Origin of the sequence: Microbacterium sp. B19, assembly GCF_000333395.1 — a bacterium.
GTDB lineage: Bacteria > Actinomycetota > Actinomycetes > Actinomycetales > Microbacteriaceae > Microbacterium.
The window spans coordinates 1-12922 of record NZ_BADA01000065.1 but is presented as its reverse complement, the minus strand read 5'-3'; the positions used below and the strand labels follow the sequence as shown (position 1 = coordinate 12922).

Annotated in this window: 10 protein-coding genes; 7 read left to right on the top strand and 3 right to left on the bottom strand. The window is 70.8% G+C overall.

Annotation, left to right across the window (positions count from 1 at the left end; all coding sequences use genetic code 11):
- Window positions 1–439: 439 nt before the first annotated feature.
- On the bottom strand, window positions 440–1528 hold the full coding sequence (locus I5G_RS25675; RefSeq protein ID WP_022877642.1) for an HNH endonuclease signature motif containing protein: 1089 nt from the start codon (window positions 1526–1528) through the stop codon (window positions 440–442).
- Window positions 1525–1689, bottom strand: coding sequence for a hypothetical protein (locus tag I5G_RS25670; protein ID WP_187288790.1), 165 nt, complete (start codon window positions 1687–1689; stop codon window positions 1525–1527). The genes I5G_RS25675 and I5G_RS25670 overlap by 4 nt, the downstream gene beginning before the upstream one ends.
- Before the next feature lie 263 nt (window positions 1690–1952).
- Between I5G_RS25670 and I5G_RS20170 the strand changes: the two genes are divergently transcribed.
- Genes I5G_RS20170 through I5G_RS02445 form a run of 3 tightly spaced genes read left to right on the top strand, consistent with a single transcriptional unit; the run spans window position 1953 to window position 5448 of the window.
- Window positions 1953–3680 (top strand): circularly permuted type 2 ATP-grasp protein, encoded by a 1728-nt coding sequence (locus I5G_RS20170; RefSeq protein WP_022877640.1) that lies wholly within the window; start codon window positions 1953–1955, stop codon window positions 3678–3680.
- The gene (locus I5G_RS02450) at window positions 3674–4606 is read left to right on the top strand and encodes an alpha-E domain-containing protein (RefSeq protein ID WP_022877639.1); all 933 of its coding nucleotides are present in this window, start codon (window positions 3674–3676) and stop codon (window positions 4604–4606) included. Before I5G_RS20170 ends, I5G_RS02450 begins: the two co-directional genes overlap by 7 nt.
- Window positions 4603–5448 carry a transglutaminase family protein gene (locus I5G_RS02445; protein ID WP_022877638.1) on the top strand — a complete coding sequence of 282 codons (846 nt, stop codon included), beginning with the start codon at window positions 4603–4605 and terminating at the stop codon, window positions 5446–5448. The genes I5G_RS02450 and I5G_RS02445 overlap by 4 nt, the downstream gene beginning before the upstream one ends.
- A gap of 54 nt (window positions 5449–5502) precedes the next feature.
- On the opposite strand, the gene I5G_RS02440 is transcribed toward I5G_RS02445, so the two are convergent.
- Window positions 5503–6498, bottom strand: a complete 996-nt coding sequence (locus I5G_RS02440) for a LacI family DNA-binding transcriptional regulator (protein WP_022877637.1) — start codon at window positions 6496–6498, stop codon at window positions 5503–5505.
- 116 nt (window positions 6499–6614) lie between these two features.
- On the opposite strand from I5G_RS02440, the gene rhaI reads away from it, so the two are divergent.
- The 4 genes from rhaI to I5G_RS02420 all read left to right on the top strand — a co-directional run bounded on the left by rhaI (window position 6615) and on the right by I5G_RS02420 (window position 12728).
- Window positions 6615–7781: an L-rhamnose isomerase gene (gene rhaI, locus I5G_RS02435; protein WP_022877636.1), complete on the top strand. Its 1167-nt coding sequence runs from the start codon at window positions 6615–6617 to the stop codon at window positions 7779–7781.
- Between the two features lie 164 nt (window positions 7782–7945).
- Window positions 7946–9982: a bifunctional rhamnulose-1-phosphate aldolase/short-chain dehydrogenase gene (locus I5G_RS02430; RefSeq protein WP_022877635.1), complete on the top strand. Its 2037-nt coding sequence runs from the start codon at window positions 7946–7948 to the stop codon at window positions 9980–9982.
- Window positions 9979–11442 carry a rhamnulokinase family protein gene (locus tag I5G_RS02425; RefSeq protein WP_022877634.1) on the top strand — a complete coding sequence of 488 codons (1464 nt, stop codon included), beginning with the start codon at window positions 9979–9981 and terminating at the stop codon, window positions 11440–11442. Before I5G_RS02430 ends, I5G_RS02425 begins: the two co-directional genes overlap by 4 nt.
- A 32-nt stretch (window positions 11443–11474) precedes the next feature.
- Entirely contained in the window at window positions 11475–12728 is a 1254-nt protein-coding gene (locus I5G_RS02420; protein ID WP_022877633.1) for an alpha-hydroxy acid oxidase, read from the top strand.
- Window positions 12729–12922 lie beyond the last annotated feature (194 nt).

Below are 12922 nucleotides of genomic sequence, written 5' to 3'. Positions count from 1 at the left end.
GTTCTTGATGCGCGGGCGTTCTTGATGCGCGGGCGTTCTTGATGCGCGGGCGTTCTTGATGTGCGAGCGCTCCTGACGCGCGGGCGCTCCTGACGTTGGGTCGGAGCGAGGCTGCGGGGTAGGGAACGTCGCGGGCGTGATCGAAACGGCCCGTCTTCGTTTCCGTCGGCCGAATGCGGCCTGCCCGGACCCCGATGACGAGGAGGTTCAAGGGCCGGGCCCGGACGCGCGACCAGACGACGAGCGAACCGGCGACGTCTGCGTCTGCGTCGTTCGAGGTGATCGGCTGTAGCCCCGCTGACGGCGGACGAGGGAAGGCAGGCCGCTGCTCGGCGGCGAGGTGAGGCCCGAGGCCGCAGCAGTCCGGATGAGCCACGTTCTATCCGGCGGCCCAGCGACATGGACTCTTCACTCCGAGCTCGATCGGCGCGCCCGGCGATCAGAACGGTGCGGGGTCGGCATCCGGGACGAACATCACTCGCCCGGTGAGCTTCTCGCGGTGATCCTGCCCGAGCGGGCTGTGGAACCTCAGACTGCCGTCGGCTTCCTGCGTCACCGTCCACTCGGTCTCGGTCTTGAGCGTGTGATGACGGACGCAGAAGTAGGCGAGGTTGCCCAGATGGGTCGGCCCACCATCGTGAGCTTCGTGGTTGTGGTCGAGTTGGCAGCGGGCGATGGGCGCTCGGCATCCTGGTGCGCGGCAGTGCCGGTCGCGGGCGGCGAGGAATCGGCGTTGCGATGTCGTGGGCGAGTAGCGGTCGACTTCGAGTACGGTGCCAGCCACCGGGTCGCACAGCACGCGATCCCACCCGGGAGCCCGCGCCGCGAGGTGACGCGCCGTCTGGGGGTCGATGGGCGTCGATCCGTCGAGGCTGGCGCCCACGTCGGTCCGACCGAGGAGCGTCATCACGGGCACGGTGATCTGCACGTGCCCACGAATCGCCCCCAGCCCTCCGGGACATGTCGCGTCGGTGGTCGGGTCGACCGCCGGCACCGCGGTGAGAAGCAGATCCGCGCACAGGTCGGCGCCGATCTGCGCGAGCGTCCGAGTGTCGCGGGGAGGGCTCTGCGGGTCATCCGCCACGGACGGCCCGTCGAGCGCCGTCACTTCGGCCGGCACGCAGACGGAAACGAGCGCCGTCACTTCGGCCGGAGCACCGACGGAAACAAGAGCGGCGTGAGCGGGAGCCTCCGGCGTCGCCTCCCCGCGCTCATCGAGGGTGGCGGGTGCTTCCGATCCTGCATCCTCACCGACCGCCGGCGTGCCGTCCGTCGGTATAGGAGCGGTTCCTCCGCCGCGGCCGGCGTGTGCGTCCGAACCCCTGTCGGCTCCGGTCGACCTCGCTGGTTCTTCGGCCGACGTCTCCGTGTCCGCGGCGCGGATGGCCGCGGCCTGCCGCCGAAGACGGTCGCGGATGCCGTAGGCCACCGTCGCCGGGAGGATCACACTCAGTTCCGCCCATGCATCGGCCAGGTCTCGGACGCTCACGCCGCGCGTCGCCGCGGCACGCGCGTGCCGCTCGGTCATGCCCACGGGTGCACGCTCTCGGCGAGCTCGCGCCCGAACGCGCGTACGCGCCCGGGGGAGTCGCGCTCAGCGCGTGCGAGGACGACCTGTTCCCACCCCGCCCGCGTGCCGTCGTCATCGAGGACGATGCCGGTCTCGAGGATCGCCTGAGCGTGGCGCATGCCGATGCGTCCCTCGCCGAGCGCGCCGACCGTCGCGGCGAACTTCTCGGCGCGCCGTCGTACGTGTCGCTGGCGAAGACCGTGTGGCCGACGCTGCCCAGCTTGCGGACGAGGTCCAGGGCGAACGTGTTGCGGGAACTGGTGATGAGCACGCGCATGAGGGCACCTTCGGCGGAGGCGACGGATGTCGCGCCAGCCTAGCGACGGCGGCGCGCGCCGCGGGGGAAACACCTCCGCAACACGGGCCTCGGTAGGCTCGCTGCATGGGTGACCTGTTCGACGGTTACGGCTCCACGCTGGCGCCGCGCAAGACCGCATCCGGCATCCCGGCGTACGACGAGATGTTCGGTGTCCCGGCCGCCCCGGGAGACGCTGTACCCTCGCGCGAGGCGTATCGGGAGCTTTACCAGACGCTGGCGCAGATGACGCAGGAGGAACTGCGCGGGCGCACCGACTCGCTCGCGAGCTCCTATCTCGCCCAGGGCGTGACGTTCGACTTCGCCGGCGAGGAGCGTCCGTTCCCGCTGGATGCCGTGCCCCGGGTCATCGCGTACGACGAGTGGTCGCGCATCGAGGCGGGGGTGAAGCAGCGGGTGCGGGCGCTCGAGGCGTTCCTCGACGACGCGTACGGCAACCAGCACTGCGTGCGCGACGGCGTGCTGCCCGCCGGGTTGATCGCGTCGTCCCAGTACTTCTACCGCCAGGCCGCCGGGATCCGCAGCGCCAACGGCGTTCGCATCCAGGTGTCGGGCATCGACCTGATCCGCGACGAGCACGGCGAGATGCGGGTGCTGGAAGACAACGTGCGCGTGCCCTCGGGGGTGTCGTACGTGATCTCGAACCGCCGCGTCATGGCGCAGACGCTGCCCGAGCTCTTCGTCTCCATGCGCGTCCGGCCCGTCGGCGACTACCCCAACAAGCTGCTCGCGGCGCTGCGCGCGTCCGCCCCGCCCGGAATCGACGACCCGAACATCGTCGTGCTCACGCCGGGTGTGTACAACTCCGCGTACTACGAGCACACGCTGCTCGCGCGCCTCATGGGCGTCGAGCTCGTCGAGGGGCGCGACCTGCTGTGCGTCGGCGGCAAGGTGTTCATGCGCACGACCCGCGGCCCGCAGCGCGTCGACGTCATCTACCGCCGCGTCGACGACGACTTCCTCGACCCGCTCCAGTTCCGCGCCGACTCGATGCTCGGCGCCCCGGGCCTCATGCTCGCGGCGCGCCTGGGCAACGTCACGATCGCGAACGCGGTCGGCAACGGCGTCGCGGACGACAAGCTCCTCTACACCTACGTGCCCGACCTCATCCGGTACTACCTGTCCGAGGAACCGATCCTGAAGAACGTCGACACGTGGCGCCTGGAGGATCCGGGCGCGCTCGAGGAGGTGCTCGACCGCCTCGACGAACTCGTCGTGAAGCCCGTCGACGGCTCCGGCGGCAAGGGACTGGTCGTGGGACCGGATGCCTCGCCCGCAGAGCTCGAGAAGCTGCGGAAGCGGCTGCTCGCCGACCCCCGCGGCTGGATCGCGCAGCCGGTCGTCATGCTCTCGACCATCCCGACGCTCGTGGAGGACGGCATGCGTCCCCGCCACGCGGACCTGCGTCCCTTCGCGGTCAACGACGGCGACGACATCTGGGTGCTTCCCGGCGGTCTGACGCGCGTGGCGCTCCCCGAGGGGCAGCTCGTCGTGAACTCGAGCCAGGGTGGCGGCTCGAAGGACACCTGGGTCGTCGGCGGTTCCGCCCCCTCGCACGTCGAGTACGGCCAGGGCAACGGCGTGTCCGGCCTCGTCGCCGACCAGGCCGCCGTGACCGAAGCGATCGCCATCGTCTACGACGGGCAGCCCGCCCCCGCCACGGCCCCGCGCGATCCGCGCGCCGACCGCGACCAGCAGGAGCAGCAGCAGCAGGCCGACGCGGGCGTCGAACACGGTCCGCAGGCCGAGCAGCAGCAACAGCAGCAGCAGACGGGGGAGGTGGCGTCGTGCTGAGCCGCATCGCCGAGTCGCTGTTCTGGATCGGCCGCTACATCGAGCGGTCCGACGGCACCGCGCGCATCCTCGACGTCCACCTGCAGCTGCTGCTCGAGGACCCCTGGATCGATGAGGACACCGCGTGCCGGTCGCTCCTCAGCGTCATGGGCTCGCCGTTCCCGGAGAACGTCGACACCGTCCGTCGTGAGGATGTGCTGGCGCGACTCGCCGTCGACCGCATGAACCCGTCGAGCATCGCGTACTCGATCACGGCCGCGCGCGAGAACGCCCGCCGCGCGCGCGAGATCGTGTCAACCGAGCTGTGGGAGATCCTCAACACCACGAACTCCCGGATGCCGCGGCGTCTGCAGACCGAGAAGGTGCACGAGTTCTTCCAGTGGGTGCGCGAGCGCGCGGCGCTCGCGATCGGGATCGTGGACTCCTCGACCAACCGCGACGAGGCGTGGCAGTTCTTCACCCTCGGGCGCAGCATCGAGCGCACGGACATGACCGCGCGGCTCCTCGCGACGCGGTCGCTCACCGAGGTCTCGGGCCCGTCGTGGACGACGATCCTCCGCTCGTGCGGCGCCTACGAGGCGTACCTCCGGACGTATCGCGGGATGCCGAGCGCCCGCAACGCGGCCGAGTTCCTGCTCCTCGACCGCCTGTTCCCGCGGTCGATCATCTACTCCATCCAGCGCGCCGAGGACTGCATGAGCGCCATCGACCCCCGCGCCGACCGCGTCGGCCACTCCAACACCGTGCTGCGGGCTCTCGGACAGATCCGCAACGACCTGGAGTACCGCCCGATCAGCGACATCCTCGCCGAGCTCCCCGAGCACATGCAGCGCGTGCAGACGGTGACCCGCGAGGCATCCGAGGCCATCCGGTCGCGGTTCTTCCCGACGCAGGCCGAGCCCGCGTGGATCGGAGAGATCTCGTGAAGCGTCTGCGCATCGAGCATCAGACCGGGTTCGTCTACCCGGGTGACGTCGTGGCCTCGTACAACGAGGCGCGGATGCTGCCCGGCTCGACCGACAGCCAGTTCGTGCTCAGCTCGTCGCTGGACATCGAGCCCTCGACGTCGGTCAACCAGTACGTCGACTACTTCGGCACCCGCGTGGCGGCGTTCGACGTGCTCTCCCCGCACCTGGGACTGACGATCACGGCCCGCTCGCTCGTCGAGGTGCGCCCGCGCCCGATCGAGCACGCCGACATCACGTGGGAGGGGCTCCGCGAGGAGGCCGCCCGCTCGATCACGACGGTCGAGCAGCTGACGCAGACGCGCCGCACCACGCCGCACCCCGAGGTGGCGGCCCTCGCGCGCGAGATCGCGGCGCAGCACGAGCGTCCCGGTCCGGCCGCGCACGCGATCGCCGAGGCCGTCGGCGACGCGATCGAGTACATGCAGGGCGTCACGGGCGTGCACTCCACGGCCGTCGACGCGTGGGAGGCTCGCAAGGGTGTGTGCCAGGACATCGCGCACATCACCCTCGGCGCCCTGCGCGAGGTCGGCATCCCGGCCCGGTACGTCTCGGGTTACCTGCACCCGAAGCCGTCGGCCGGGATCGGCGAGGCCGTGACGGGCGAGTCGCACGCGTGGGTCGAGTGGTTCGCGGGCGACTGGCAGGGCTTCGACCCCACGAACAACATCGAGATCGGCGACCGCCACGTCCTGGTCGGCCGCGGCCGTGACTACAACGACGTCCCGCCGCTGCGCGGGGTGTACGCCGGTCCCGGCAAGAGCCAGCTCAAGGTGAAGGTGACGATCACCCGCGAGACGTGACGTTCGGGCGGTCGTGCCCGGCTCGCTCCGGCGTACGCCGGTGGGCGGAACGCCTCAGCCGCCCGTCGAGGCGCGGATGACGAGCTCCGGCCGGAAGCGGACCCGGCGAGGCGCGGCGTCGGGATCGGCGACGGATTCGAGCAGCAGATCGATCGCGGTCGCGCCGATCTCGCGCGCCGGTTGGCGCACCGACGACAGCGGCACCACCGTCGACTGCGCGAAGTCGATGTCGTCGTAGCCGATGAGCGCGAGCTCGGTCGGCACGCGGATCGTCCCGAGGATCGCCGACCCCTGCAGCACGCCGACGGCGAGCAGGTCGTTGGCGCAGAAGGCGGCATCCGGTCGATCTTCCGGACGCCGCGCGGCGAATTCCTCGCCCACCTCGCGCCCCGCGAGGACGGTCAGTGCGGGCTTTTCGACGATCTCGAGGTGCGCGTCCGGTACCTCGGCGAGGGCGCGTCGGGCGCCCGCGAGGCGGTCGGTCACCTGACGCACGGCGAGCGGTCCACCGACGAAAGCGAGGCGGCGACGACCCCTCTCGAGGAGATGGCGGGTGGCGAGATAGCCGCCTTCGACATCGTCGACCGCGACCGAGGGGAGGTTCCCGTCGGGCGAGTCGCCGTCCACCAGGACGAGAGGGATGCCGGCCTGCGCCAGCGCTGCCGCGCCGGGGTCGCTCGGGGTCAGCAGTACTCCGCGCACGCGCTGCTCGCGGAAGAGGTCGAGGTAGGCGCCCTCGCGCGCGCCGTGCTGCCCGCTGTTGCCCAGCAGCACCGAGAGGCCTTCGGCGTCGGCGCGCTCCTCGACCCCGCGCGCGACCTCCGCGAAGAACGGGTTCGCGCTGTCGAGGACGATGAGGCCGACCGAGCGGCTCCGCCCCGCGCGCAGCTGGCGGGCGGCGTCGTTGCGGACGAAACCGAGTTCCTCGATCGTCGCGTGGACGCGTTCGAGGATCGCGGGGGAGACCTTCTCGGGTCGGTTGAGCACGTTCGACACGGTCCCGACGGACACCCCGGCGGCGGCCGCCACGTCCTTGATGCTCGCTGACACCGGTGCCTCCTCCGCTTGACGAGTCGAAGCTCCCACACTACAGTCTGAAACGATTCAAGTTCTGAAACGATTCACGCGTTTCGGTCGACCCCCACCGTCGTGGAGAAGGAACGCCCATGAGCACCCTCAGCCCCGAGATCCTCTCGACCCTCGAGAGCCAGGCGATCGAACTGCCCTCGTGGGCGTTCGGCAACTCCGGCACGCGTTTCCGGGTCTTCCCCACCGCGGGCACCCCGCGCGACCCGTTCGAGAAGATCGCGGACGCCGCGCAGGTGCACCGCCTCACGGCGCTCGCTCCGACCGTTGCGCTCCACATCCCGTGGGACCTCGTCGACGATTTCGGCGCCCTCCGCCGTCACGCCGAAGACCTCGGCATGACGCTCGGCACGATCAACTCCAACACCTTCCAGGACGAGGACTACAAGTTCGGCGCCCTCACCCACCACGACGAGCGCATCCGCCGCAAGGCCATCGACCACCACCTCGCCTGCATCGACGTGATGGATGCCACGGGCTCCCGCGATCTGAAGATCTGGCTCGCCGAGGGCTCGAACTACCCCGGTCAGAACGACATGCGTGGACGCCAGGACCGCCTGCAGGACTCGCTGCAGCAGATCTACGCGCGCCTCGGCGACGACCAGCGTCTCGTGCTGGAGTACAAGTTCTTCGAGCCGTCGTTCTATCACACCGACGTTCCCGACTGGGGGACCTCGTACGCCCAGGTCGCCGCGCTCGGCGACAAGGCGCTCGTGTGCCTGGACACCGGCCATCACGCTCCGGGTACGAACATCGAGTTCATCGTCATGCAGCTGCTGCGCCTGGGGAAGCTCGGCTCGTTCGACTTCAACTCGCGCTTCTACGCCGACGACGACCTCATCGTCGGCGCGGCCGACCCGTTCCAGCTCTTCCGGATCCTCACCGAGGTCGTCCGCGGTGGGGGCCTCAACAACCCGGACGTCGCGTTCATGCTCGACCAGTGCCACAACATCGAGGACAAGATCCCCGGGCAGATCCGCTCGGTGCTCAACGTGCAGGAGATGACGGCCCGCGCCCTGCTGGTGGACCGCGACGCGCTCACCGCCGCCCAGCAGGCGAACGACGTCCTCGCCGCGAACGCGGTGCTGATGGATGCCTTCTACACCGACGTCCGTCCCGCGCTCGCCGAGTGGCGCGAGTCGCGCGGCCTCCCCGCCGACCCGATGGCCGCGTTCGCGGCATCCGGGTACCTGCCCCGTACCGCCGAAGAGCGCGTCGGCGGCACCCAGGCCGGCTGGGGCGCCTGATCCAGACCCACCGGGGCGGCGTCTGAATCCGCCGTCCCGGTGTCCACCCCGCTGCCGCCCCGCGCCGGGCGACCCCCACATGGCTCGAGTGTCCCAGACACGCGGACGCGCCCCGCAGGCGTCCGCGTGTTCTGGACACCGAATGGTGAAAGGAACCTCCTCACATGACCAGCTCCACAGCCGCCGACCTCGTCGCGCGCAGCAATCGCCTGGGCTCCGACCCCAAGGTCACCAACTACGCCGGCGGCAACACGTCCGCCAAGGGCACCGACATCGATCCCGTCACCGGCGAGCCGGTCGAGCTGCTGTGGGTCAAGGGCTCGGGCGGCGACCTCGGCACGCTCACCGAGAAGGGGCTCGCGGTGCTGCGCCTGGACCGCATGCGCGCCCTCGTCGACGTCTACCCCGGCATCGACCGCGAGGACGAGATGGTCGCGGCGTTCGACTACTGCCTGCACGGCAAGGGCGGCGCGGCCCCGTCGATCGACACCGCCATGCACGGACTCGTGGATGCCGCCCACGTCGATCACCTGCACCCCGACGCGGGGATCGCGATCGCGACGGCGGCCGACGGCGAGGCGCTGACGGCGAAGATCTTCGGCGACAAGGTCGTGTGGGTGCCGTGGCGACGCCCCGGCTTTCAGCTCGGGCTCGACATCGCCGCGATCAAGGCCGCGAACCCCCAGGCGATCGGCACGATCCTCGGCGGACACGGCATCACCGCGTGGGGCGACACGTCGGAGGAGGCCGAGCGCAACTCGCTCTGGATCATCGACACCGCCCAGTCGTACATCGACGCGAACGGTGCGGCCGAGCCTTTCGGTGCTGTCCGCGCCGGCTTCGCGGCCCTCCCCGAGCCCGAGCGCCGGGCGAAGGCCGCGGCTCTCGCGGCGACGATCCGCGGACTCGCGTCCACCGACAAGCCCATGGTCGGCCACTTCACCGATTCGGACGTCGTGCTCGACTTCCTGGCATCCGAGAAGGCTCCCGCGCTCGCCGCGCTCGGCACGAGCTGCCCCGATCACTTCCTGCGCACCAAGGTCAAGCCGCTGATCCTCGACCTGCCCGCCGACGCGTCGGTCGAGGACGCGATCGCGCGACTGCGGGAACTGCACCAGGAGTACCGCGCCGACTACCAGGCGTACTACGACGCGCACGCGGATGCCGACTCCCCGGCCATCCGCGGGGCGGACCCGCTCATCGTCCTGGTGCCGGGCGTCGGTATGTTCTCGTACGGCGCCAACAAGCAGACGGCCCGCGTCGCGGGGGAGTTCTACGTCAACGCGATCAACGTCATGCGCGGCGCCGAGGCGCTGTCGACGTACGCGCCGATCTCGGATGCCGAGAAGTTCCGCATCGAGTACTGGGCGCTCGAAGAGGCCAAGCTCCAGCGCATGCCGAAGCCCAAGACGCACCAGGGGCGCATCGCGTTCGTCACGGGTGCGGCATCCGGGATCGGCAAGGCCATCGCCACGCGCCTGGCCGCGGAGGGGGCGTGCGTCGTCGTCGCCGACCTCGACCTCGAGAAGGCCCAGGCCGCGGCCGCCGAGCTCGGCGGCACGGACGTCGCGATCGGCGTCGCCGCGAACGTGGCGGATGCCGCGGGCGTGCAGGCCGCTATCGACGCGACGCTGCTGGCATTCGGCGGCATCGACCTCGTGGTCAACAACGCGGGACTGTCGCTGTCGAAGCCGCTGCTCGAGACGACCGAGAAGGACTGGGACCTGCAGCACGACGTCATGGCGAAGGGGTCGTTCCTCGTGTCGAAGGCGGCTGCTAAGGCCCTCATCGAGCAGAAGCTCGGTGGCGACGTCATCTACATCTCGTCGAAGAACTCGGTCTTCGCCGGCCCGAACAACATCGCGTACTCCGCGACGAAGGCCGACCAGGCGCACCAGGTGCGCCTCCTCGCGGTCGAGCTCGGCGAGCACGGCGTGCGCGTCAACGGCATCAACCCCGACGGGGTCGTGCGCGGCTCGGGCATCTTCGCCGCCGGCTGGGGCGCCAACCGCGCCGCGACGTACGGCGTCAAGGAAGAGGACCTCGGCCAGTTCTACGCCAACCGCACGATCCTCAAGCGCGAGGTCGTGCCCGAGAACGTCGCCGACGCGGTGTACGTGCTCACCGGCCCCGAGCTCTCCCGCACCACCGGTCTGCACATCCCCGTGGACTCGGGCGTCGCCGCGGCGTTCCTGCGATGAGCGCGGCCGAGCCCGGCGCGGCCGCGGCGGTGCCCGGTGCGTCACCGGTGCGCGTCGTCGCGGCCGTCGACCTCGGCGCCACGAGTGGCCGCGTCATGATCGGCCGGGTCGGCGACGACACGCTCGCGCTCGAGGAGGTCGCGCGCTTCCCGAACGGGCCGGTCGAGCGCGCCGACGGGTGGCACTGGGACATCGAGACGCTGTGGGGGCACGTGCGCGCGGGGCTCGCCGAAGCCCTCCGCCGCGAGCCGTCGATCGAGAGCGTCGGCATCGACTCGTGGGCCGTCGACTACGGGCTGCTGCGCGGTGGAGAGCTGCTCGCCGAGCCATTCCACTACCGAGACACCCGCACGGCGCGCGGCGTCGACACCGTCCACGCGGCGGTGCCGTTCGAGGAGCTGTACCGCCGCAACGGCCTGCAGTTCTTGCCGTTCAACACGCTGTACCAGTACGCGGCCGACCCTCGCGTCGGCGAGGCGGAGGTGAGCGTCCTCATCCCCGATCTCATCGCCGAGCGCCTGACCGGCCGCGCGGTCGCCGAGCGCACCAACGCCTCGACGACCGGGCTTCTCGACGTGCGCACGCGGGAGTGGGACACCGCTCTCGCCCAGGCGCTCGGCATCCCGGCATCCGTTCTGCCCCAGCTCGTGGACCCGGGCGAGACGATCGGGGAGACCCCCGCCGATCTGGGTGCGGTGCCCGTCGTCGCGGTCGGGTCGCACGACACGGCGTCGGCGATCGTCGCTGTTCCGCTGTCCACACCGGACGCGGCGTACATCTCGTGCGGCACGTGGGGGCTCGTGGGGCTCGAGCTTCCGGAGGCGATCGTGACGGATGCCGCCCGCCAGGCGAACTTCACGAACGAGGGCGGCGTCGACGGGCGCGTGCGGTTCCTCCACAACGTCACCGGGCTGTGGCTGCTCAGCGAGACGGTGCGCGCGTGGGAGGCGGAGGACTGCTTCGCGATCGACCTCCCGCTGCTGCTCGCGTCGGCGGGCGCGGTGTCGCCGCCCGCGCGCCTGTTCGACGCCAATGCGCCCGAACTCGCTGCCCCCGGCGACATGCCGGGACGTATCGCCGCGCTGCTCGGCACCGATCGCCCCGGCCGTGCCGGGCGTCCGATGTTCGCGCGCATCATCGTCGAGAGCATCGCCGCCGCGTTCGCGCAGGCCGTGCGCACCGCCGGTGAGCTGGCGGACCGCGAGGTCGACGTCATCCACCTCGTGGGCGGCGGCGCGCGCAACGCGCTGCTGTGCCAGGCGACCGCCGACCGTACGGGCGTGCCCGTGCTGGCCGGGCCCGTCGAGGCGACGGCGCTCGGCAACGTTCTCGTCCAGGCGCGTGCGCTCGGCTGCTTCGGCGCCGGTGCGAGCCTCGAGAACCTGCGGGCGCGTGTCGCGCTCGCCTTCCCTCCCGTCCGATACACGCCCCGCGGCTCCGTCGTCGCGGAACCGGCGTAGTCTGTGGTCAGACCACACGAAAGCGAGACTCCATGGTGCAGCGTCAGCTCCCCAAGGTCGGTGAGCTCCTCGAGCTCATGCAGTTCAAGAAGCCCGAGCTCGACGCGCGTAAGCGCCGTCTCGATGCCGCGCTCACGATCAGCGATCTGCGCACGATCGCGAAGCGCCGGACCCCCAAGGCCGCGTTCGACTACACGGACGGCGCCGCCGAGGGCGAGCTCTCGCTCGACCGTGCCCGCCGCGCCTTCGAGGACGTCGAGTTCCACCCCGACATCCTGCGTCCGGCGGCGAACGTCGACACGTCGTGCGAGATCCTCGGCGGCCCGTCGGCCCTGCCGTTCGGCATCGCGCCCACGGGCTTCACGCGCCTGATGCAGACCGAGGGCGAGACCGCGGGTGCCTCCGCGGCGGCGGCCGCCGGCATCCCGTTCACGCTCTCCACGCTCGGGACGACGTCGATCGAGGGCGTGAAGGCGGCGAACCCGACGGGTCGCAACTGGTTCCAGCTCTACGTCATGAAGCAGCGCGAGATCTCGTACGGACTCGTCGAGCGCGCCGCCAAGGCAGGTTTCGACACCCTGCAGTTCACGGTCGACACCCCGATCGCCGGCGCCCGCCTGCGCGACAAGCGCAACGGCTTCTCGATCCCGCCGCAGCTCACGCTCGGGACGATCGTCAACGCCATCCCGCGGCCGTGGTGGTGGTACGACTTCCTCACGACCCCGAAGCTCGAGTTCGCGTCGCTCAGCACCACCGGCGGCACCGTCGGCGAGCTGCTGAACGCCGCGATGGACCCGACGATCAGCTACGACGACCTCGACATCATCCGGGGCATGTGGCCGGGCAAGCTCGTCGTGAAGGGCGTGCAGAACGTCGCCGACGCCGCCCGTCTGGTCGACCTCGGCGTCGACGGCATCGTCCTGTCGAACCACGGCGGACGTCAGCTCGACCGCGCGCCGATCCCCTTCCGTCTCCTGCCGCACGTCGTGCGCGAGGTCGGCAAGGACGCCACGGTCATGGTCGACACCGGCATCATGAACGGCGCCGACATCGTGGCATCCATCGCCCTCGGCGCGAAGTTCACGCTGATCGGCCGCGCGTACCTCTACGGCCTCATGGCCGGCGGACGCCAGGGCGTCGACCGGACGATCGCGATCCTCCGCAGCGAGATCGAGCGCACGATGGCGCTGCTCGGCGTCTCGTCGCTCGCCGAACTCGAGCCCCGCCACGTCACGCAGCTCACGCGCCTCGTGCCGGTCGCCGACGGGGCCGACGCGCGCGTCTGAGTCTCGGGGCGCGCGGGCGCGCTGTCGCCGGCGCGCAGCCTCAGTGATTCGCGCAACCTCAGTCCGAATCCCCTGCACGCGACTGAGTAGGTGCGAATCGCTGAGGTTGTGCCGGGTGTCTGCCGCCCCGGCCTCAAGAGCCCGCGCGGTGCGGGCCGTGGCATCCATTTCTCCGGCGCGCAGCGTCAGGATTC